At 73.5% G+C, this 20,830-nt stretch carries 18 protein-coding genes; 4 read left to right on the forward strand and 14 right to left on the reverse strand.

Features of this window, described 5'->3' with window-relative positions:
- Positions 1-105: 105 nt before the first annotated feature.
- Entirely contained in the window at positions 106-471 is a 366-nt protein-coding gene (locus AB0L40_RS14650; RefSeq protein ID WP_364355602.1) for a hypothetical protein, read from the forward strand.
- Between the two features lie 98 nt (positions 472-569).
- Here AB0L40_RS14650 and AB0L40_RS14655 read toward each other — a convergent pair whose 3' ends face one another.
- The 13 genes from AB0L40_RS14655 to AB0L40_RS14715 form a co-directional block, all read right to left on the reverse strand.
- A complete protein-coding gene (locus AB0L40_RS14655; protein ID WP_364355605.1) occupies positions 570-1,043 on the reverse strand; it encodes an ATPase in 474 nt (157 codons plus the stop codon).
- Positions 1,044-1,309: 266 nt separating this feature from the next.
- Complete coding sequence (gene coaD, locus AB0L40_RS14660) at positions 1,310-1,834, reverse strand: pantetheine-phosphate adenylyltransferase (protein WP_364355608.1); 525 nt, start codon at positions 1,832-1,834, stop codon at positions 1,310-1,312.
- Positions 1,831-2,370 carry a 16S rRNA (guanine(966)-N(2))-methyltransferase RsmD gene (rsmD, locus tag AB0L40_RS14665; RefSeq protein WP_364355611.1) on the reverse strand — a complete coding sequence of 180 codons (540 nt, stop codon included), beginning with the start codon at positions 2,368-2,370 and terminating at the stop codon, positions 1,831-1,833. Before rsmD ends, coaD begins: the two co-directional genes overlap by 4 nt.
- Positions 2,367-4,601: an ATP-dependent DNA helicase RecG gene (locus tag AB0L40_RS14670; RefSeq protein WP_364355614.1), complete on the reverse strand. Its 2,235-nt coding sequence runs from the start codon at positions 4,599-4,601 to the stop codon at positions 2,367-2,369. The genes rsmD and AB0L40_RS14670 overlap by 4 nt, the downstream gene beginning before the upstream one ends.
- Positions 4,602-4,648: 47 nt before the next feature.
- Complete coding sequence (locus tag AB0L40_RS14675; RefSeq protein ID WP_364355617.1) at positions 4,649-6,343, reverse strand: DAK2 domain-containing protein; 1,695 nt, start codon at positions 6,341-6,343, stop codon at positions 4,649-4,651.
- Between the two features lie 43 nt (positions 6,344-6,386).
- Positions 6,387-6,578: a 50S ribosomal protein L28 gene (gene rpmB / locus AB0L40_RS14680; protein ID WP_026912457.1), complete on the reverse strand. Its 192-nt coding sequence runs from the start codon at positions 6,576-6,578 to the stop codon at positions 6,387-6,389.
- Between the two features lie 146 nt (positions 6,579-6,724).
- Positions 6,725-7,063 carry a hypothetical protein gene (locus AB0L40_RS14685; protein ID WP_364355620.1) on the reverse strand — a complete coding sequence of 113 codons (339 nt, stop codon included), beginning with the start codon at positions 7,061-7,063 and terminating at the stop codon, positions 6,725-6,727.
- A 102-nt stretch (positions 7,064-7,165) separates the two neighbouring features.
- The gene (gene ribH / locus AB0L40_RS14690; protein ID WP_364355623.1) at positions 7,166-7,621 is read right to left on the reverse strand and encodes a 6,7-dimethyl-8-ribityllumazine synthase; all 456 of its coding nucleotides are present in this window, start codon (positions 7,619-7,621) and stop codon (positions 7,166-7,168) included.
- Entirely contained in the window at positions 7,618-8,994 is a 1,377-nt protein-coding gene (locus AB0L40_RS14695) for a bifunctional 3,4-dihydroxy-2-butanone-4-phosphate synthase/GTP cyclohydrolase II (RefSeq protein ID WP_364355626.1), read from the reverse strand. Before AB0L40_RS14695 ends, ribH begins: the two co-directional genes overlap by 4 nt.
- On the reverse strand, positions 8,991-9,629 hold the full coding sequence (locus AB0L40_RS14700) for a riboflavin synthase (RefSeq protein ID WP_364355628.1): 639 nt from the start codon (positions 9,627-9,629) through the stop codon (positions 8,991-8,993). The genes AB0L40_RS14695 and AB0L40_RS14700 overlap by 4 nt, the downstream gene beginning before the upstream one ends.
- Before the next feature lie 4 nt (positions 9,630-9,633).
- Complete coding sequence (ribD, locus tag AB0L40_RS14705; protein WP_364355630.1) at positions 9,634-10,758, reverse strand: bifunctional diaminohydroxyphosphoribosylaminopyrimidine deaminase/5-amino-6-(5-phosphoribosylamino)uracil reductase RibD; 1,125 nt, start codon at positions 10,756-10,758, stop codon at positions 9,634-9,636.
- Between the two features lie 82 nt (positions 10,759-10,840).
- Positions 10,841-12,565: a glycosyltransferase family 39 protein gene (locus tag AB0L40_RS14710; RefSeq protein WP_364355633.1), complete on the reverse strand. Its 1,725-nt coding sequence runs from the start codon at positions 12,563-12,565 to the stop codon at positions 10,841-10,843.
- Positions 12,566-12,575: 10 nt separating this feature from the next.
- Complete coding sequence (locus tag AB0L40_RS14715; protein WP_364355636.1) at positions 12,576-14,270, reverse strand: hypothetical protein; 1,695 nt, start codon at positions 14,268-14,270, stop codon at positions 12,576-12,578.
- Between the two features lie 305 nt (positions 14,271-14,575).
- Here AB0L40_RS14715 and AB0L40_RS14720 point away from each other — a divergent pair, with 305 nt between their 5' ends.
- Genes AB0L40_RS14720 through AB0L40_RS14730 form a run of 3 tightly spaced genes read left to right on the forward strand, consistent with a single transcriptional unit; the run spans position 14,576 to position 17,764 of the window.
- The gene (locus tag AB0L40_RS14720; RefSeq protein WP_364355639.1) at positions 14,576-15,634 is read left to right on the forward strand and encodes a glycosyltransferase family 2 protein; all 1,059 of its coding nucleotides are present in this window, start codon (positions 14,576-14,578) and stop codon (positions 15,632-15,634) included.
- On the forward strand, positions 15,631-16,317 hold the full coding sequence (locus AB0L40_RS14725; RefSeq protein ID WP_364355642.1) for a class I SAM-dependent methyltransferase: 687 nt from the start codon (positions 15,631-15,633) through the stop codon (positions 16,315-16,317). The genes AB0L40_RS14720 and AB0L40_RS14725 overlap by 4 nt, the downstream gene beginning before the upstream one ends.
- A 4-nt stretch (positions 16,318-16,321) precedes the next feature.
- A complete protein-coding gene (locus AB0L40_RS14730; RefSeq protein WP_364355645.1) occupies positions 16,322-17,764 on the forward strand; it encodes a hypothetical protein in 1,443 nt (480 codons plus the stop codon).
- Between the two features lie 83 nt (positions 17,765-17,847).
- On the opposite strand, the gene AB0L40_RS14735 is transcribed toward AB0L40_RS14730, so the two are convergent.
- Positions 17,848-20,829: an amidase gene (locus AB0L40_RS14735; protein WP_364355648.1), complete on the reverse strand. Its 2,982-nt coding sequence runs from the start codon at positions 20,827-20,829 to the stop codon at positions 17,848-17,850.
- Position 20,830 lies beyond the last annotated feature (1 nt).

The following is a 20,830-nucleotide window of genomic DNA, read 5'->3' on the forward strand; positions in this document are numbered from 1 at the left end:
CGAACGCCCAGATCGCGAGAACGACCGACGCCGCCACGAGGTACCAGGTGTGGTTGAAGAGGTTCGAGTACTTCGGCGACGCCTCCGAGACGTGCAGACGCCGTCGTGAGCCTCGTCGCCGACGGCGAGTACGGGCCCGGCGAGCGGGAGGCCGCGGCCGCGGCCTACGCGGCCGTGGGCATCACGGCGGAGGGCGTGCCGTCGGAGGACTTCGGCGGACTCTCCCCCGCGGTGCTCGACGCGGCGAGCGAGCGGGTGCTCGCGGCGCTGGACGGCGGCGGCACCGTCTACCTGCACTGCCGGGCGGGCTGGCAGCGGTCCGTCGTCGTCGCGGCGGCGGTGCTCGGCCGGCGGAGGGGCGGGACCCCGGAGCAGGCGCTCGACGTGGTGCTCGCGCACCGGCGGGGTGCGTGCCCCCTGCCCCACCAGGTCGAGGACCTGCGGCGGTGGTGGGCGGCCGGGACGGCCTGAGGACCTGCGGCGCGGACGCCGTGGCGTCCGGTGCGGCGGGCCCGGTCGGGCCCGCGGGATGCGGCTCCCGGTGCGGGTGCACCGGGGCGCCGGCGGGTCTACCGCTCGGCGCCCTCGAGCTCGGCGTCGTCCTTGCCCTGCAGGCGCTCGCGACCACGGCGGACCGCGGCGATGAACTTCATGAGGTTGACCTCGAGCGTGTTGAGGATCTCGTCGGCGTAGTCCTCGGCGCCGAGACGGATCTCGCGCTCGCGGGCCCGGGCCTCGTCGATGATGTCGTCCGCCTCGCGCTCGGCGAGCTTGACGACCTCCTGCTCGGCAACGAGCTCGACCTGCTGCTCCTTGCCCTCCTTGATGATCCGCTCGGCCTCCCGCTTGGCCTCCGCGAGCATCTCCTGCCGCTCCTTCACGATCCAGCGCGCCTGCTTGATCTCTTCCGGGATCGTCGCGCGCATCTGGTCGAGGATGTCGAAGATCTCCTCGCGGTCAACGCGAACCTGGTCCGTCAGCGGGACCTGCTTCGCGTTGTGTACGAGGTCGTCGAGTTTGTCGATGAGGACCAGAACGTCCATGGCACACTTCCGATTCGCGGTGGTCGGGAGAAGTCCTTCTTTTCCCGATGGATCCGCGTAGGGCGGAACGAGGGTGGGATTGACTGACCGCCCCCCATATCCTGCCGGATCCGCCGCACATCACCAACGCGGGGGGTCCTGAGCTGCAAGATCGCGCCCAGACGGCGTCCACGACGGGGCGTCCGCGACGACCCCGGACGCCGGTCCGGGGCCCCGCCGCGGAGGATTCGCGGACGCCGGCGGACGCCCGGTCGTCCCGCGGGCGGTCAGTCGTCGTTGGTGGCGCGCGCGACGCGCTCGCCGAGGAGCTTCGCCACCGGGGCGGGGACGAGCTCCTCGAGCTGGCCGTCGAAGCGGGCGAGCTCCTTCACCCAGCTCGACGACAGGAAGGCGTACCGCGGCGAGGCCATGACGAAGACCGACTCGATTTCCGGCGCCTGCTGGCGGTTGAGGTGCCCCATCTCCATCTCGTACTCGAAGTCCGAGATCTGGCGCAGGCCCTTGACGATCGCCTGCGCGCCGATCCGCCGCGCGTAGGAGACCAGCAGCTCGTAGAACGGCTCCACGCGGACGTTGGTGACGCCCGCCTCGGCGAGCGCGTCCTGGATGAAGCCGATCCGCTCGTCGATCGTGAACAGCGCGGTGCTCTTGCGCACCGACTGGTTGACGACCGCCACGACGACCTCGTCGAACAGGCCCGCGGCCCGCTTGATGATGTCGAGGTGGCCGTTGGTCACCGGGTCGTAGCTCCCGGGGACGAGGGCGATTCGATGGTCGGTGTCTGGGCTCATGGGCGATGGATCCGGATCAGGGTGTCCCCGTAGCGACGTTCGTCCGCGTCGCCGAGGCCGAGGGTCAACGGGGAGCGACGGTCCGATTCCGTCACCACCCGCGCGCCCTCGCGCAGCAATGGCCGCAGCGCCGCGTCGAGCACCGGGGCGATCCCGGGCGCGTCGCGGTACGGCGGGTCGAGCAGGACGAGATCGTATGCCTCGCCGCGCGCGCCTGCGTCCCGAAGGGCGCGCCGGTAGTCGCCGCGCACGACGCGGGCCTCGTCCGGCCCGAGACCGAAGGCCTGCACGTTGGCCTGGAGCGCGTCCAGGGCCTTGCGGTCGCGCTCGACGAACGTCGCCCGCGCGGCGCCGCGGGAGAGCGCCTCGAGCCCGAGCGCGCCGGTCCCGGCGAAGAGGTCCAGGACGACCGCGCCGTCCAGCGGCCCGAGGATCGAGAAGAGCGACTCGCGCACCCGGTCGCCCGTCGGCCGCGTGTCGAGACCGGGCGGCGCCTGGAGGCGGCGCCCGCGGAAGCGTCCGGCGACGATCCTCACGCGGGGATCGCCCCGGCGTCCTCGGCCTCGGCGGCCCGGGCGTCGACGGCCTCGCGCAGGCCGACGTGGACCGGCTGCTCGAGGTCGGGGTCGACCGCGTGCAGCTCCTCCGCCACGTCGCGGGCCCGCAGGAGCAGGTCGGCGTCGTCGGGCAGGCGGGCGGTGCGGTAGCGCGCGATCCCCGACTGGCGGGTGCCGAGCAGCTCGCCCTCGCCCCGCAGCTGCAGGTCGACCTCCGACAGCTCGAAGCCGTCGGTGTGGGTCGCCAGCGCCCGCAGCCGCGCGGTGCTCTTCGGGCCGAAGAGCAGGCACGTCGACGCGTTGCCGCCGCGGCCGACGCGGCCGCGCAGCTGGTGGAGCTGGGAGATCCCGAAGCGCTCGGCGTTCTCGATCAGCATCACCGTCGCGTTGGGGACGTCGATGCCGACCTCGATGACCGTCGTGGCCACCAGCACGTCGGCGGTGCCGGCGGCGAAGCGCTCCATGACGGCCTGCTTCTCGGCGGGGCGCATCTGGCCGTGCAGCAGCTCGACGCGCAGCTCCTTGAGCTCGCCGGTGGAGAGCCGCTCGTGCTCCGCGACCGCCGAGCGGGCGTCCAGGGCCTCGGACGTCTCCACCAGGGGGCAGACGACGAACGCCTGGCGGCCGGCGGCGACCTCCTCGCGGATCCGCTCGTAGGCCCGCTCGCGCTCGCGGTCGCTGGCGCAGACGTGGGTGGAGATCGGCTTGCGGCCGGCCGGCAGCTGCCGCAGCGCGACGACGTCGAGGTCGCCGTAGGCCAGGAGCGCCATGGTCCGCGGGATCGGCGTCGCGGTCATGTGCAGCAGGTGCGGAGCGAGGCCCTCCGGGGCCTTGCGGTCCAGGCGGCTGCGCTGCTTGACGCCGAAGCGGTGCTGCTCGTCGACGACCGCGACGGCGAGCGAGCGGAAGACCACCGGGTCCTCGATCAGCGCGTGCGTGCCGACCAGCAGCGGCAGCTCCCCGGACGCGAGGCGGGCGAGCAGGACCTTGCGGCGGGACTGGGGCGTCGACCCCGTCAGGAGCTCCACGGGCACCAGGACGTCGCCCAGGAGCTTCTGGAGGGTGCGGAAGTGCTGGTCGGCCAGCGTCTCCGTCGGCGCCATCAGCGCGGCCTGGTGGCCGCACTCGACGGCGCGCAGCATCGCGTGGAGCGCCACGACCGTCTTGCCGGAGCCGACCTCGCCCATCAGCAGGCGCTGCAGCGGCACGTCGCCGGCGAGCCCGCGGGCGTTGGTCTCCACCGCCTTGACCTGGTCGCCCGTCAGCGCGAAGGGCAGAGCCTCCGCGACCCAGCGGTCCGTGAGGCCCGAGGGGCCGTCCAGCGCGACCGCCGGGCGGCTCTGGCCGTGGCGTCGGCGCCGGCGCAGGTACTCCAGCTGGCCGAGCAGCAGCTCGTCGAAGGCCAGCCGCCGCCGGCCGGCCTCGTGGTCCCCGAGGTGCGCGGCGTGCAGGGCGTCGACGCGCCCGGGCAGCCGGTACCGGGCCCGAAGGCGCGCGGGCAGCGGGTCCACGGCCTCGAAGAGCTCGTCCTGCAGCTCGCGGACGCGGGCGAGGATCTCGATCGAGGTGATGCCGTCGGTGGCGGGGTAGCGCGCCATCGTGGGGCCGTCCCCCTCCGGATCCGCGGCGGGGTCGGCCTCCCCCGTGTCGACGACGGTCCCCGGCCCGTCCGGGATCCCGGAGTCCGGCAGCACGCCGGCGTTCAGCGAGACGGCGGGCTCGGGTAGCGGGTCGCTGCTGGGCGCGTGCGCGGCGACGGAGAACCGCCCGGGGCCCTTCGAGGTGCCGCTCAGCAGCAGCTTGGTGCCGGGCGGGTAGCGCTCGACGAGCCACGGCTGGTTGAAGAACGCGACGCGCAGGACGCCCGTGCCGTCGGTGACGAGCGCCTCTACGAGCGGGCGCATGCCCCGGCGACGCACGGGCCGGCTGGCGATCCGCTGGACCTGGACGAGCAGCGTCACGCGCTCCCCCTCGGGGACACCGGAGATCGTCCCGACCCGGCCGCTCTCGACGGGCAGGTGCGTCAGCAGGCCGCCGACGGTGTCGATCCCGATCGCCGCCGCGGCCTTCAGCGCCTTCTTGCCGCCGAAGCCGCTGGGGGCGTCCCAGCGCGACGGGCGCGGGAAGCGGACGGGCGCGGCGAGCAGGTCCTCGACGGACGCGGGCTCACCGGTCGCGAAGACCGTGGCGTGGGGATCGTCGACCGGCACCGCGTCGGATCGTCCCGGACCCGCCGGATGGGACGCGCCGGCCCCGCTCACCCGGTGGCGACGAGCCACCACCAGGCGGTCTGCCCGCCGGCGAGGACGTCGGTCTCGGTGCCCTCGGGGACCAGCGCGGCGACTGCGAGGTCGTCCAGCGGCGCGCCCTCGCCCGAGGCCAGGACGACGAGCTCGCGGCCGTCCTCCGTGGTCCGGGTCAGCACGGTGCGCAGCACATCCTCGGGGCTGCCCCACGCGACGAGGTCCTCGCCGACGTAGCCCAGCGCGTCGCCGACGGCGAAGCGGCCGGCGGGGTCCGGGCGGGCGGCGGGCGCGACGCCGCCGGTGGTCAGCTCGGCGACCTCGGCCTCGACGCCCTCGGCGCTGTCGGCCGCGCTGGCGCCGTCGTCCGCCGCGGCGAGCGCGGCCAGACCGGCCTGCTGCGAGCGGGTCGGGACGACGACGGTCGGCTTCGTGGCGAGCTCGGCGGCGCGCTCGGCGGCCATGCGCACGTTGCCGTTGTTCGGCAGCAGGACGACCTCGTCCGCCGGGGCGGCCTCGATCGCGGCGACGAGGTCGGCGGTCGACGGGTTCATCGTCGCCCCGCCGTCGACGACCAGCGCGCCCTCGTCGGCGAACGCGCGGATCAGCCCGGCGCCGGAGACGACCGCCAGGACGGCGCTGCGGGTGTGCTCGCGCTGCCCGGAGGCGGCGGCGTGCAGGGCCTCGGCCGCGGCGGCGGAGCGCCCGGTGCGCGCGGCGACCTGGGCGTCCATGTCCGCGACGTCGACGCGGGAGACGTCGCCCGCCCCGTCGAACAGCGCCATCGCGCCGTCGGGATCGTCCGTGTGGACGTGGACTTTCAGGGTCTGCTCGTCGCCGACGACGACGATGATCGAGTCGCCCATCCGCGCCAGGTCGTCCCGGACGCGCCCGGCGTCGAGGTTCGGCCCGGTCACGGCGAAGTTCGTGCAGAAGCGGAACGTCTCGGACGCGTGGCTGATGCCCTCGAGACGCGCGGCCGCGTAGTGCGGGATGTCGAAGTCCTCGCCGGGCTGGCCCTGGCGGAGGAAGCGGATGACGCCCGCGAAGAGCACGAGCAGCCCGAAGCCGCCGGCGTCGACGACCCCGGCCTCCTTCAGGGCGGGCAGGAGCTCGGGGCCCTCGTCGAGCGCGCGCATCCCGGCGCCGATCGCCTCGCCGATGACGATCGCCAGCGCGAAGGACTGCTCGGCGTCGCCGGCCGGGGCGCCGAGCTGCCCGGGCTCGAGCTGCGCGACGGCGTGCGACGCGGCGCCGGCCATCTCGCGGACGACCGTGAGGATCGTGCCCTCGACGGGCTGGCGCACCGAGTCGTAGCCGCGCCGCGAGGCGCCGGCCAGCGCCGCCGCGACGAGCGGCGGGCGGATCAGCTCGCCGGGGCGTGCGACGAGCTCCTCGGCGGCGCCACGGATCAGCTGCGACAGGATGACGCCGCTGTTACCGCGCGCCCCGAGCAGGGCCGCGCGGGCCAGTCGCCGGACGAGCTCCTCGCGGCCACCCTCGTCCTCGAGCGTGAGGCCTTCGGAGAGGACGGCGTCGAGCTCCTCGACGACGGAGCGGAGGGTCAACGCCATGTTGTCCCCCGTGTCGCCGTCGGCGACCGGGAAGACGTTGAGGTCGTTGATCTCCTGCTTGCGCGAGTCGACGTGCGCCGCGGCCGCCGCCACGAGGTGGCGGAACCGGACGATGCTGGGATCGACCGAGGTCAACGGGGGATGAGGGACCGCCGGACGCGGAGCGTCCGGGTGGTCGCTAGACGGCCTTCTGGACCTTGCCGGCCTTCAGGCACCGCGTGCAGACGTACGCCCGCTGCGGAGCACCCTTGAGCACGATGCGCACCTTCTGCAGGTTCGGATCGAACCGACGCTTCGTGGCGCGCATCGAGTGGCTCCGGCTCTGCCCGAACGCGGGGCCTTTTTCGCAAGAAATGCAAACCTTCGCCATAAGACGAGAGAGGGTAGCGCGCGGCCCACCTCTCCCGTCGTGCGCCTCCCGTGCGGGCCGGATCCGCCGTCCGAGCGGGGGCTTTCCGTCCGTCCGGCGGCCGGGACCCGTCCGCCGCCCGGGTGCTCACGCGCCCCGGGGACCGCTCAGCGACGGATCGGCTCGGTGACGCGCTCGGGGAGCGGTGCGGGCGTCGGCGGGTGCGACGGGCGCCGTGGCGGGGCGGGGACCTGGTCCGCCAGGCGGCCGGGCTCGCGCAGCCGCACGGCGGACGGGGCGGCGGAGGGCAGCGGCGGCTCGGCGCTGCCTCCCCCACCCCGCGGGCGGACCGGGATCGGACGCGTGGACCCGCCGTCCTCGTCGTCCTTGAACCACCCGCGCAGCTCGCGGCGGGCGTCCTTGGGCATCAGGCGCCACCCGAAGAAGACCCCCGCGATGCCGTGGGGCAGGAAGATCGCCAGCAGCGCGACGGACTCGGTGTCCATCGCACCAGCGTAGCGCGCCGCGGCGGGCACGCCACGGAGCCGCTCGCGGCCCGGCCGACCCGGCGGGGCTCGCGGGCCGCCGACGCGCCCGGCGGGCCCGGCTCAGGTGCCGGAGAGGTCCCGGCGGACCTTCACGAGCGCCAGGACCGCGTCGGCGGCGTGGCGTCCCGAGTCCCGCTTGTCGCCGCCGGAGCGGGCGAGCGCCTGCTCCATCGAGTCGACGGTCAGGACGCCGAAGGTCGCGGGCACCCCGGTGGTGATCTGGACCTGCTGAAGCCCGGCGGCGGCCTGGGCGCAGACGAAGTCGTAGTGGTCCGTCTCGCCCCGGATGACGGCGCCGAGGCACGCGATGCCGCCGTAGCGGCCGGACTCGGCGAGGTACTTGGCGGCGAGCGGCAGTTCGAAGGCGCCGGGGACCTCGAAGACGTCGACGGGCTGCGGGGCCTTGCCGGCGGCCGTGGCGGCCTCGGCGAACGACGCCTGGGCGCCGGCGATGAGCCGGTCGGCCAGGTCGCGGTAGAACGTCGCCGCCACGATCGCGAAGCGTCCGTCGGTCATCGGGAGCCCCCCTCGGTGTCACCGTCGTGGGCGCCGGCGGTGCCGTCGGCGCGGTGGTCGCGGATCTGCTCGTCGCGGAGCATCTCCTCGTCCAGCGGCAGGCCCTGGTGGTGGATCGGATCCCCGACCGGCCCGCCGTTCACCGCCGCGCTGAGGATGTGGCCCATCCGGTCGCGCTTGGTGTTCATGTACGTCTCGTTGTGCTCGTTGGCGCGGTGCTCGATCGGCACCTGCTGCGAGACCGACAGCCCGTAGCCCTCCAACCCGCGGATCTTCTTCGGGTTGTTGGTCATGATCTTGATCGACGACAGGCCGAGATCCACCAGGATCTGCGCCCCGATGCCGTAGTCCCGCAGGTCCGCCGGCAGACCGAGCTTGAGGTTGGCGTCGACGGTGTCGTAGCCCTCCTCCTGCAGCTTGTAGGCGCGCAGCTTGTTCAACAGGCCGATCCCGCGACCCTCCTGGGCGAGGTACAGCAGGACGCCCTCGCCCTTCTCCTCGATCGTCATCAACGCCGACTCCAGCTGCTCGCCGCAGTCGCAGCGCAACGAATGGAAGACGTCGCCGGTCAGGCACTCCGAGTGCACCCGGACGAGCACGTCGTCCTTCCCGACGACGTCCCCCTTGACCAGCGCGACGTGGTGCTTGTCGTCCACCAGCGAGCGATAGCCGACCGCGGTGAACGTGCCGAACGCCGTCGGCAGGTTGATGTCGACGACCCGCTCGATCAGGCGATCGTTCTGCCGCCGGTAGGCGATCAGGTCCGCGACCGTGATCATCTTCAGGCCGTGCTTCTCGGCGTACGGAACGAGGTCCAGCACCCGGGCCATCGTCCCGTCCTCGTTCATGATCTCGCAGATCACGCCCGACGGATGGAGCCCGGCCAGGCGCGCGATGTCGACCGACGCCTCGGTGTGGCCGGTGCGCTCCAGGACGCCGCCGCGCTTGGCCTGCAGCGGGAAGACGTGGCCGGGGACCACGACGTCGCGCGGGCCCGAGCGGGGGTCGATCGCGACCGCGACGGTGCGGGCGCGGTCCTGCGCGCTGATGCCGGTCGTGACGCCCTCGCGAGCCTCGATCGAGACCGTGAACGCCGTCTCGAACTGCGCCTCGTTCTTCGCGGCCATCAGGTCCAGGCCGAGCTCCTCGCAGCGCTCCGGCGTCAGCGTCAGGCAGATCAGCCCGCGCGCCTCCTTCGCCATGAAGTTGATCGCCTGGGCGTCGGCGAACTGCGCCGCCACGACGAGGTCGCCCTCGCTCTCGCGGTCCTCGTCGTCGCAGACGATGACCATCTTCCCGGCGCGGATGTCCTCGATCGCCGCCTCGACGGTGTCGAACGGGTGCGCCACGGAACGGGCGGAGGTCTCGCTCACGAGCGGTCCTTTGCAAAGAGCAGCTTCTCGACGTGCTTCGCCAGCACGTCGACTTCGAGGTTCACGGGGTCGCCGGGGCCGACGCCGCCGAGCGTGGTGCGCTCCAGGGTCTCCGGGATCAGGGAGACCTCGAGGGCCGTCTCGTCGATCGCGGAGACGGTCAGGGACACGCCGTCGATCGTGATCGAGCCCTTCTCGACCACGTAGCGCAGGAGCGACGGATCCTCGGGGGCGATCCGCACGATCCGGGCGAAGCCGTCCGCGCGGGTCTCGACGACCGAGCCGGTCGCGTCGACGTGGCCCTGCACGATGTGGCCGCCGAAGCGGTCGCCCGCGGCCATCGCCAGCTCGAGGTTCACGCGGCCGCCGACGCGGGCGGCCCGCGACAGGCTCGTGCGCCGCAGCGACTCGTTCATGACGTCCGCTACGAAGCTCAGGGTCGCCACGGACGCGTCGGCGCCGCCGATCACCTCGGTGGACTCCCCCACGGCCGTCAGGCAGCAGCCGTTGACGGCGATCGAGTCGCCGGGGGCCAGCTCGCCGGCCAGCGACGTCGAGACGCGCAGGCGTACCCCGTCGTCCTGCGCGTCGACGGCCACGACCGTCCCGAGGTCCTGCACGATGCCGGTGAACACGGTCTCACCACTCCTTGAGGCGGGCGATGGTCAGGAGGTCGTCCCCGATCGCCTGCCGGGTCAGCTCCACGGGGCGGGCGGCGTCCGCGATCCGCTCGACGCCCTCGCCCCCGATCAGGCCCGGCGCCTGGCGGCCGCCGAGCAGCAGCGGGGCGACGAACATGCGCAGCTCGTCGATCTCCCCCGCGTCGAAGAACGCGCCCGCGAGGTGCGAGCCGCCCTCGAGCATCATCGAGGTGACGCCCCGCTGGCCGAGCTCGGCGAGGGCCGAGCGGACGCGCGAGTGCTCGTTCTGCCCGGAGACGACGATCACCTCGACGCCGGACGCGGTCAGGGCGTCGGTGGCCGAGCGGGACGCCGCGCGGCTCGTGATGACGGTGACGGGCGCCTCGTCGACGGAGGCCACGAGGCGGCCGTCGAGCGGGAGCCGGGCCTCCGAGTCGAAGACGACGCGGCGCGGCTGGCGGCCGGCGTCGGGGACGCGCGCGGTCAGCTGCGGGTCGTCGGCCAGGGCGGTGCCGATGCCGACGACGACGGCGTCGACCTCCGCCCGCCAGCCGTGCGTGAGCTCGCGGGACGGGCCCGACGAGATCCAGCGGGAGTCGCCGGAGTGCGTGGCGAGGCGGCCGTCGAGGCTCGTGGCCGTCTTCATCATCACCCACGGCAGGCCGGTGCGGGCGTGCTTGCGGAACGCCTGGTTCTGCAGGCGGGCGCGGCGGCCGACGTCGGAGTCGGGCGCCGCGGAGTCGACGGCGACGCCCTCGTCCCGGAGGATCCCGAGGCCGCGGCCGGACGCCTTGACCGACGGGTCGTCGGCGGCGACGACGACGCGGCCGAAGCCGGCGGCGAGGATCGCGTCGGTGCACGGCGGGGTGCGGCCCTGGTGGCAGCACGGCTCCAGCGAGACGTAGATGGTGGCCCCGGTGAGGTCCTCGCCGGCGCACGCGGCGATCGCGGCGACCTCGGCGTGTGGGCCTCCGAGCTCGGCGTGCCAGCCCTCGCCGAGCACCTGGCCGTCGCGCGAGACGACGGCGCCGACCATCGGATTCGGGCTCACCTGCCGGCGCCCGCGCTCGGCGAGCTCCACCGCCCGCTCCAACAGGGCCACGTCTCGGGCATCGATCGTCATCCGCACACCGGAGGATAGAGCGGCGGGTCGGGCGCCCCCTGTGCGCCTGGCGCTGCGGTGGACGGTCCGGGCGCGGGGGCGCTCACGCGCCGGCGCACTTGCCGCCGGAGAGCTCGTAGACCTTCATCACGGCGCCCGGCCGGTCGTAGGCCCGCGGGTAGTAGTCGAACGACCAGTCGAAGTCGAAGGGCACCGGCTTCGCGCCCTTGCGGTAGGGCGAGGACTCGAAGACGAGCTTCGCGTCGCGGTCCAGCGCCTCGTAGTACTCGATCGCCCGCGGCACCTTGCCCGGCTCGGCCTCGGCGCGGCCGCGCATCGTGGACCCCGTGATGACCCAGCAGTAGCCCTGGTCCTCGTACTTCTTGATCAGCCGCGGGTCGAGCGAGCGGACGTAGTTCTCGAGGAAGACCGACTCCCCGCCCTTGATCGGCTCACCGGTGTCGAGGTCGAAGTACGCCTTGCTCGTCGTGAAGCGCTGCCAGCGCGTGCCGTCGTCGCGGCCGCCCGGGTCGGTGGCCGACTGCAGGTCCGAGAGCCAGCTGGCCGGTACGACCGGCTCGAGGACGATCTTCCGGTCGGCCGGGATGTGCTTGACCATCCAGTCGCGCGTCTCGTTGCGCGTGTCCTCGCGGGCCAGGATCCGGGCGACGTGGACGCTGCCGGAGAGGCCCTGTCCGCAGAGCAGCAGCCCGACGACGACGAGCGCCGCGACCGACCACCGTGGCCGGCGGAACTCGACGAGCTCGACGACGCGGGTCCCCGCGTAGCCGGCCAGGAGCGCGATCGCCGGGTAGACCGGGAGCAGCCAGCGGGCGAAGAAGCGGCCCTGGACGCTCATGAACAGCAAGAAGATGATCGTCGTCGGGACGAGCAGCAGCCAGACCCGGCGGTCGTCGCGCCACAGGGGCACGAGCGCGCCGGCCGCCGCGACCAGGGGCACGATGCCGAGCCCCCACGTGAGCGTCCAGAGGTAGAAGCCCACCCCGCCGCCGCGCGTGGAGCCGAGCTTGGTGGTCGTCTCGCCACCGGCGGCCGAGCTCTGGTGGGCGATGCCGAACCAGAAGTCGTCGAAGTTCAGGAGCGCGTACGGGTTGGCGGCCACGAAGCCGACCGCGAACGCGACGAAGGCGAGCATCGTGCCGCGGACGGCCGGGACGCGCCCGTCGGGCTGCGCGGCCTGGATGACGGCGCCGATCAGCACCGGCAGCAGCACGATCCCGCCGGTGTACTTGAACGCCGCCGCGAGGCCGACCGCGACGCCGGCGATCAGGTAGTCGCGGTCGCGGCCGTAGCGCAGGACGCCCGCCGACCCCCAGAGGCCGAGCGCGACCGGCGCGACCGTCGGGGCGTCGTTGAGCGCGAGGTGGCCGTAGAAGACCGGCAGGAACGACACGGACAGCAGGCCCGCCGCGAGCAGACCGGTGCGGCGGTCCAGCAGCCGGACGCCCGCCAGGTAGACGAGCCAGACCGACGTGACGCCGATCAGCGCCGAGACGATCCGGCCGACGACGAAGACGCTGCCGGGGTCCGTCGCGAACGCCGACCACACCGAGTCCGCGCCGCCGAAGCGCAGCCGCAGCCCGATGTGGGTCGCGTAGGTGAAGCCCGGCGGATTGATGAAGTAGTGCGGGTCCAGGTCGCCCCGGAACATCCCGACGGCCTGCGGCAGGAAGTGCGCGCTCTCGTCGGCGTTGTACGCGTACGGCAGTCCGGAGCGGATCCCCCAGAGGCGCAGCACGAGGCCCACGAGGACGAGCACGCCCACCGCGATCCCCCACCGCAGCCGATCCGGGGCCGGGAGTCTCATGGGCCGTCGGTCAGCACGAGGCGTAGACGGCGTAGTGGGTGCTCGTCGCGATCCGGTGGAAGCCGGCGGGAGGGATCACGTCGAAGGCGCGGTCGTCGCCGACGAAGACGTAGCCCTGGCGGACGAGCGCGAGGCGCGAGGTCGGCAGCAGCGCGACGCCGCGGGTGATCGTCGGCGTCGGGTTCGGGACGACGGCCTTCACCAGCTCGCCGCGCGAGTTGCGCACCGGCTTGCCGTTCTTGCCGATCACCGTGACGTACTCGAGCTTGCCGTCGGGACCGCGGAGGCCCTCGGCGCTCGGGGCCTCGCGGCGAGCGACGCGGCGGTCCGGGCTGCCGAAGCCGGTGACCTTCTTGTCGAAGAGCGACGGCTTGAGCATCGAGCGCGGCAGCACCTGCGCGTTGCCGGCGTCGAGGATCCACCGCGAGTCCGGGACGAGCTTGTGGTTCGGCGTCCACAGCGGGCCGCAGCGCAGCGCGCGGCGGACCTGGGGCTGGTCGAGCACCCGCACGAGGTCGTGGTGCGCGTCGCCGCGGAACTCGAGGTCGTTGGCCAGCGAGTTGGGCTGCAGGTTGACGGCCCCGACGATCACGACGCCGACGCCGCCCAGGAGCGACGCCCGCGCCCACCACGTCCGAACGGGGCCCGCGGGCATCATCGTCCAGCCGACGAGCAGGACGGCGGCGAAGATCAGGAGCAGCGCCGCCGGGACCAGCAGGTAGCGGTCGATGACCGAGAAGCCGCCGAAGCCCAGCAGGAAGAACGTGCCGATCCCGGCGACGAGCAGCACCAACGGCATCGCCGAGCGCCGCGGCACCAGCCAGATCGTGACCAGGAGGCCGACGACGCCGGCGATGAACAGCGGCAGCCCGTCGATGCCGCGTAGGAACGAGATCGTCGTGAACGGGATCGAGAGCGGGCTCTGCGTGCGGCCGAGCTCCTCGGCCAGCCCGGAGGTGTACGTCTGCGAGAACAGCGGGTTGCCGGTGACGACCGTGTCGGTGGCCAGCCAGAGGGCCGTCGCGATGCAGCCGATGGCGAGCCAGACGATGCCGCGGCGGGTGAACACGCGCCGCAGGCCGTCCCGCAGGACGATCCGGCCGCCCTGGAGCACCGGGGCGCCGTCCCACGCCATCCACAGGCCGTAGAGGCCGCAGAGGACCCACGCCTCGGGCCGCAGCGTGCCCGCGAGGGTCAGCAGCAGCATCGAGGGCCAGCCGCGGCGCCGGCGCCGGGTCTCCAGCACCGCCGCCCAGATCACGAGCGCCATGTAGGTGACGTCGAGGTAGCCGCGGACCGCCAGCAGGATCAGGTCCCAGTTGGCGACCAGCAGGAGGCCCGCGACGAGACCGATCCAACGGTTGAAGGCGACCTTCGCCAGCTGGTACATGCCCGCGGCCAGCGCCGCGACGGACGCCATCGCGCAGAAGACGATGACGCGGTCGACGCCCTGACCGAACGGCGTCAGGACCATCGAGAAGAGGATCGCGAGCGGGTGCTCGGTCGGCGCGCGGAACGCGTCGAAGATCGGCTTCTGCCCGTCCCAGATCTCCCGCGCCCAGAGCAGCGCGTAGTAGCTGTCGTAGTTCGGATAGGTCGGGTAGACCAGGAACAGCGTCAGCAACCCCGCGCAGAGGAGGGCGAAGGCGATCCAGGGCAGGCGGGAGCTCGGGCCGCTGCGGTGCGTGTCTTCCGGTCCTTCCAAGATGCGACGGCGAGTCTACGGGACCTCGGACGGGCGGGATGCGGCCCCTCGCCCGGCCCGCCGTGGGCGTCGGTGCCCGGCGCCGGGCCGGGCGGCAGACGGTGTCCCGCCGGTCACCTCTGGAATACTGCTGCGGTTCCACGGCATCGACCGATGCGCGTGCCGGCGTCGCGCCGGCCCCCACCGGGGTCACGCGGCGCGAGCGGACGGAGCGCGGGGTCGCCCCGCCTCCCGCCCCGCTCCGCAGGCCGCGCCGACGCGCACGCCTGCGGCACCGACCCGACCGTCCGACCCGCGCTGAGCCCATGAAGCTGATCATCCAGATCCCTTGTTTCAACGAGGAGGAGACGCTCCCGACCACGCTGGCCGACCTGCCGCGCACGGTGGCGGGCTTCGACGAGGTCGAGTGGCTCGTCATCGACGACGGCTCGGTCGACAAGACCCTGCAGGTCGCCCGCGACCACGGCGTCGACCACATCGTCAAGCTGACGAACAACAAGGGCCTCGCCGCGGGCTTCCAGGCCGGGCTCGACGCCTGCCTGAAGCTCGGCGCCGACGTCATCGTCAACACCGACGCCGACAACCAGTACGACGCGTCGTTCATCCCGGCGCTCGTGGCCCCGGTCCTCGCCGGCGAGGCCGACATGGTCGTCGGCGACCGCGAGGTCCACAAGATCGAGCACTTCTCGCCGCTGAAGGTGCGGCTGCAGAAGCTCGGCTCCGCGGTCGTGCGGCGCGCGTCGGACACCGACATCGCCGACGCGACGTCCGGCTTCCGCGCCTACAACCGCGAGGCCGCGATCCAGCTGGCCGTCGTCTCGCGCTTCACCTACACGCTCGAGTCGCTGATCCAGGCCGGCAAGCTGCTGGTCGCGACGAAGCACGTCCCGGTCTCCACCAACGAGAAGCTCCGCGAGTCGCGGCTCTTCCCGTCGATGTGGTCCTACGTGCGGCAGAACACCGTGTCGATCTTCCGGATCTACGCGCAGTACGAGCCGATGCGCGTCTTCATGAGCGCCGCGGTCGCGCTGTTCGTCCTCGCCTGCATCCCCTGGGGGCGGTTCTTCGTCTCCTGGGTCCAGGGCGAGGGCGCGGGCCACGTGCAGTCGCTGATCTTCGGCGGCGTCCTCTTCATGGCGTCGGTGACGGTCGGCGCGATCGCCGTCCTCGGCGACCTGCTGCACGGCCAGCGGATCCTCACGCAGCGCGTCTTCGAGCGCGTGCGGCGGATCGAGCTGCAGCTCGGCGTGCCGCCGAGCCACTACGAGCCGGGCGCCCGCCCGACCGGCCAGGACCCCACGACCGGGGCGCACGCCGCGCCGCCGGTGACCGACGAGATCGACGCGGAGACGACCCCCCGATGAGCACCCCCAGCCAGCAGTCCGGTCAGCCGAAGCCCTCGGGCTCGGGCGGCAACCCCGTCGTCGTCACCACGAACGACGAGGGGATCATCACCGGCAACACGTACGACAAGTACAACACGACCAACCCGGTCGCCAAGCGCCTGCAGGCCGGCTTCGAGCGCCAGCTCGAGGAGCTCTTCGTCCGCGCCGACGCGCAGTCCCTGCTCGACGTCGGCTGCGGCGAGGGCGTCCTCGTCCACCAGTGGGCGACGCGCCTGGGCGACAAGCGCGTCGTCGGGCTGGACCTCGAGGAGGAGTCGATCCAGGCCGGCTGGGCGCAGCGCCAGGCGCCGAACCTCGACTACCGCATCATGCGCGCCGAGAACCTGCCGTTCGAGCAGGACGAGTTCGACGTCGCCACGGCGATCGAGGTCCTCGAGCACGTGCCGGACCCGGAGCACACCGTCGCCGAGATGGCCCGCGTCGCGAAGCGCTGGCTGCTGGTGTCCGTCCCCCGCGAGCCGATCTGGCGCGCCGTGAACATGGCCCGTGGCGCGTACATCAAGGAGCTCGGCAACACCCCGGGCCACCTGAACCACTGGTCCACGCGCTCGTTCAAGAAGCTGCTGGCGCAGCACGGCGAGATCGTCGAGACCCGCCAGCCCTTCCCGTGGACGCAGCTGCTCGTCCGCGTCGGCGACTGACCCCTTGAGCGCGCGGGACCCCGAGGAGGCGCCCTACGGGCACACCGCCCCGGGGGCGCTGCCCGCGGACCCGAACCTCGACCCGTCGGGCGCCGTCGCCGACGAGGCGCTGGCCGAGGACGTCGCCGACGCGACCCGCGAGTCGGGCTCCGTCGGCCGCGGCGCCCGCCTGCTGACGATCGGCATCGCCTCCACGGGCCTGCTGACGTTCCTCTTCTTCTCGGTCGCCTCGCACGCGCTGGGCGACTCGGACCGCGGCCAGGAGCAGTACGGCGAGATCGCCACGATGTGGGCGATCCTGTTCACGGCGATGTCGGTCTTCTACCGGCCCGTCGAGCAGCTGCTGTCGCGCACGATCGCCACGGCCCGGGCCCGCGGCGAGGCGCACCCGTCCCTGCGCGAGCCGCTGCTGATCCAGGCCGGCTTCGCGATCGTGCTCGTCCTGGCCGCGCTGATCGCCCGCGGGCCGCTGCAGGACAACATCGGCTCGTCGGGGATGTTCTGGCTGCTCGTCGCGGCGGGCGTCGCGTACGGGGCCAGCTACTTCGCGCGCGGCTTCGTCGCTGGGCACGGCTGGTTCGCGCTCTACGGCGGGCTGGTGCTCTTCGAGTCCGTCGCCCGCATCCTCTTCCCGATCGCCGCCCTGATCGGCATCTCGTCCGGCCAGATCGCGGTCGCGGCGGGCATCCTCGCGGCGCCGCTGGCGTCGCTGCTCGTGGTCCCGTGGGCGATCCGCGCCGCGACGCAGCGGATGAGCGCCGAGACCGAGCGCGCCGAGCGCGAGGGCACGCCGGCCCGCGCCGGCGCCGACGCCGGGCTGCGCGCCGGCGGCTCGTTCGCGGTCGCCGTCGCGCTGATCCAGCTCGGCGAGCAGACGCTCGTCAACGCGGGCACGCTGCTGACGGCCGACAAGGCCGCGGCCGGCCTGATCTTCAGCGCCCTGCTCGTGACGCGGGCGCCGCTGCAGCTCTTCCAGGCCGTCCAGACGACGCTCCTCCCCCACTTCGCCTCGCTCGTGGCCACCGGCGCCCCCGAGGAGATCGCCGCCGCGATCCGCAAGGCCGTCCGCTACATCGCGGCCTTCGCGGCCCTCGTGGTCATCGGGCTGCTCGTGCTCGGCAGCGTCGTGATGCCGATCCTCTTCGACGGCCAGAAGCCGCCGGTCCTGGGCCTCGCGCTCGTCGCGGTGGGCATGGGTGCCCACCTGACCGCGGGCACCCTGAACCAGGCGGCCCTGGCCCGCGGTCACGCCTGGGCTGCGGCGACCTCCTGGCTCGTCGCCGGCGGCGTCTTCGTGGTCTGGATGCTCGTCGGCCCGATCGACGACCCGGTCTGGAACGCCGAGGTCGGTTACATGGGCTGCGCGTTCCTCCTCTGCGGCCTGCTGTCGCGCGTGTATGCGCGGCCGGTGGTCGACGGCGTCGCGCCCACGGTCGCCGCGGGCTGAACCCCGCGGCGGCGCCGCTGCCCGTCCTCGGACGGGCACCGCGCCGGCCACGGGGCGAGTCCCGGGACCGGCCGCAGTCGTCCCTACCGCCGGGGCGCGCGCAGCGTCACCGTCCGGCTCGTCGTGCCCGTGCGGCCGGCCGAGTCCGGCGCGCGCAGCCGGACCGCGACGCGTCGGGTCCGGCGGGAGACCAGCGTGCGGTAGGCGGATCGCGTCAGCCGGACGCGGACGGTGACCGTCCGGCCCGCCGCGACGCTGAACGCCCGCGTGCCGATCGTCCGACCCCCGGCGGTCAGCTTGAGGGTGCCCCGGCAGCGCGTGGTACCCGCGGCGGCGCCGCAGCGGATCCGGAACGCGACGGTGCGCCCCGTCGTGGCCCGCACCGCGTTGGCGGAGAGCACCGGGGCGACGACCTTCGCGGGCGTCGGAGCAGGTGCGGCGGGCGCGGGCGCCGGGATCACGGTCGGCTCCGGTGCCACCGGCGTCGGGGTGTCGATCACCGGCGGGGTCGGGTCCGCCACGTACGGCAGCCGCGGGGCCGTCGTGGGCTCGATGTGCGCCTTCGCCTCCTGGTCGTACGCGTAGGCGTAGCCCATGAGCTTCGCGTCGTCCCAGGCGCGGCCGACGATCTGGAGGTTCGTCGGCTCGCCCTTGTCGTTGACGCCCGACGGGAACGCCACCGTCGGCGTGCCCGCACTGTTGGACGGCGGGTCGCCGCGCCCGAAGGCCGCCGCGTTGCCGTCGTTGAGGCTGATCACGCTGCGCAGGCCCGGGTAGACCACGGCGTCGAGCGCGCCCGGCGACGGGGTCGCGGTGCCGGGCACCACCGGGGTCGGCGGGTTGTCGAGCCAGGCCGCGACCGCCACCTTGGCGTTCGCCCGGTACTGCTTGTAGACCGCGATCTGGGCGTCGGAGCCGCCGCCCGCACCGGTGTAGCCGTTGGCGGAGCGCCGGTAGGGCAGGCGCTTCTGCGACGCGAGGATCTCGCGCGGGTCCTGGTAGGGCAGGTCCGGGTGGGTCTTGATGTACTCGGCCCAGCCCTGGAACGCGAGGTCGAAGCCCGCGGTGTTGCTCGGCAGGACCGGGCCGACGCGGGTCGGGACGGTCGGGTCGCTGAGCGCGACGAGCGTCGCCCCGGCGTCCTGGAACTTCTGCAGCTGCGCCAGCTGCGCGCCGACGGTGCCCGTCGTGCCGAACGGGTCGACGAACGCGGCCGGGTAGTAGCCGATCCGCTTGCCCTGCAGCGCGTCGGCCTTCAGCGCGTCGCGCCACTCGGCCGGCCGCTTCGCGTCCGCCTCGGCGGTCCGCTCGGCGTCGAGCGGGTCGGTGCCCGACGTGACGTCGAGGATGTCGGCCAGGTCGCCCAGCGACCGGGTGATCGCGCCCGCGTAGTCCTGCATCCAGGACAGCGGCATGACGCCGGCGAGGCTCTCGAGGCCGTCCGTGCCGCGCAGCGTGTAGAGGCTGGCCGCCGAGGCGGGGCCGTAGAGGGAGTCGCCGGTCTGGCTGCCGAGCGAGCCGGCGGCCATGCTCAGCGCCGTCGCGACCGCCGGGCCGCCGGAGGAGGCGATCGACGACTTCGACGGGGAGAACGCGTTCCAGACGATGCCGAACGCCGAGTCGGAGTACTGCCCGGAGAGCGCGAACTCCTCGAGCGACGCCTTGCCGAGGATCACGGCGCCGGCGGAACGCAGACGCGCGACCGAGGTCGCGTCGTCGAGCGGCCGGTAGCCGTCGAAGACGAGCGAGCCGTTGGTCGTCGGCATGTCCTTCGTGTCGTAGAGGTCCTTGATCGCCAGCGGCAGGCCGAGGACCGGGCTCGTCTTGCCGGCGGCGCGAGCGTCGTCGGCGGCCTTCGCCTGGGCCATCGCGTCCTTGGCGACCGTGGTGTACGAGTTGAAGCCGAACGGCCCGACGTCGTAGGCCGCGATGCGGTCCAGGTAGGCGCGGGTGATCTGCTGCGACGTCGTGCGGCCGGCCGCCATGTCGGCCTGCATCTCGTCCATCGTCTTGCCGACCACGTCGTACGTGGAGCCCGTGGTGGTCGGGTTGGGCGCCGCCTCGGGCGGGACGGCCGGCGCGGCGGCCACCAGGCAGTCGACCCCGGGGCTGAACGACGGGATCGTGAGCCTCGAGACGTCCCAGTTGGCGAGGCTGCAGAGCTGCGGCTTCGTCAGGTCGTTGAAGCTCGGGGTCGTCGCGAGGGCCGTGGCCGTGGCCTTCACGGCGGCGACCTGCGCCCCGGGCGCGGTCGTGCCGGTGCCGGACGCGGACTCGGCCGTACCGATCACGACGAAGTGCGCCAGTGAGCGGGTCTGCCCGGGCTGGAGCACGAGCCGGTGCTCGTAGCCGATGAAGTTCGACTCGTGGCCCGTGGCGACGCGGGCCTCGGTGAACGGGTCGGTGAGGAAGTCGCCGGTGCGCGTGAGCGCGCCGGCGAACGGCGCGGGGTCGCCGAGCACGACCGCGGAGGGGCCGCGCGTGCTGGCCGCGGGCGACGCGCCGAAGCGGTTCAGGGCCCAGGAGTCGTCGGGACCGATGGTCGCGTCGCCGCTGGACGTGTCGGAGATGATCCCGTTCGTGGCGCCCGTCGCGCTCCCGACGCCGGTCTGGCCGCCGAACGAGACGTCGACGGTGATCGGCGCGCCGGTCGTGTTCTTGAAGGTGTCGAGCCAGCGGCCCCAGTTGGCGGTGCGGTTGAAGCGGATCTGACGGGAGATCGCGACGCCGCCGAGATCGACGGAGGTCGTCGAGGTGAAGCGCTCCGGCGGGTCGAAGCGCAGGTTGAACCCGCGGATCAGCTGGCCGTTGCGCAGCGCGCCGGAGGAGACCTTCACCCGGATGCCGCCGAACCCGGTCATGTCGCCCGACGTCGTGTCGCGGATCGAGCCGGTGTCGACGCGCGGGGCGGCGGCGTCCTGGACACCCCAGGTCTCGCCGTTGGCGCTGGGGACGTAGTTGTAGGCCTGCGCCGTGCCGGCGGCCGCGCCGGCGATGGCCAGGGAGGTCGCGGCGCCGAGGAGGAGTCGGGCTCGTGAGCGGGGGCGGCGGGGAATTGGATCCATA

Origin of the sequence: Patulibacter sp. NPDC049589 (assembly GCF_040675535.1) — a bacterium.
Taxonomy (GTDB): domain Bacteria; phylum Actinomycetota; class Thermoleophilia; order Solirubrobacterales; family Solirubrobacteraceae; genus Patulibacter.

Bases quoted from the DNA above. Each gene is read 5' to 3' on its own strand.
- AB0L40_RS14655 (WP_364355605.1), bottom strand. From the start codon at position 1,043: ATGGACGTTCTGGTCCTCATCGACAAACTCGACGACCTCGTACACAAC.
- coaD (WP_364355608.1), bottom strand. From the start codon at position 1,834: ATGAGCCCAGACACCGACCATCGAATCGCCCTCGTCCCCGGGAGCTAC.
- rpmB (WP_026912457.1), bottom strand. From the start codon at position 6,578: ATGGCGAAGGTTTGCATTTCTTGCGAAAAAGGCCCCGCGTTCGGGCAG.
- AB0L40_RS14685 (WP_364355620.1), bottom strand. From the start codon at position 7,063: ATGGACACCGAGTCCGTCGCGCTGCTGGCGATCTTCCTGCCCCACGGC.
- ribH (WP_364355623.1), bottom strand. From the start codon at position 7,621: ATGACCGACGGACGCTTCGCGATCGTGGCGGCGACGTTCTACCGCGAC.
- ribD (WP_364355630.1), bottom strand. From the start codon at position 10,758: ATGACGATCGATGCCCGAGACGTGGCCCTGTTGGAGCGGGCGGTGGAG.
- AB0L40_RS14710 (WP_364355633.1), bottom strand. From the start codon at position 12,565: ATGAGACTCCCGGCCCCGGATCGGCTGCGGTGGGGGATCGCGGTGGGC.
- AB0L40_RS14720 (WP_364355639.1), top strand. From the start codon at position 14,576: ATGAAGCTGATCATCCAGATCCCTTGTTTCAACGAGGAGGAGACGCTC.
- AB0L40_RS14725 (WP_364355642.1), top strand. From the start codon at position 15,631: ATGAGCACCCCCAGCCAGCAGTCCGGTCAGCCGAAGCCCTCGGGCTCG.
- AB0L40_RS14735 (WP_364355648.1), bottom strand. From the start codon at position 20,829: ATGGATCCAATTCCCCGCCGCCCCCGCTCACGAGCCCGACTCCTCCTC.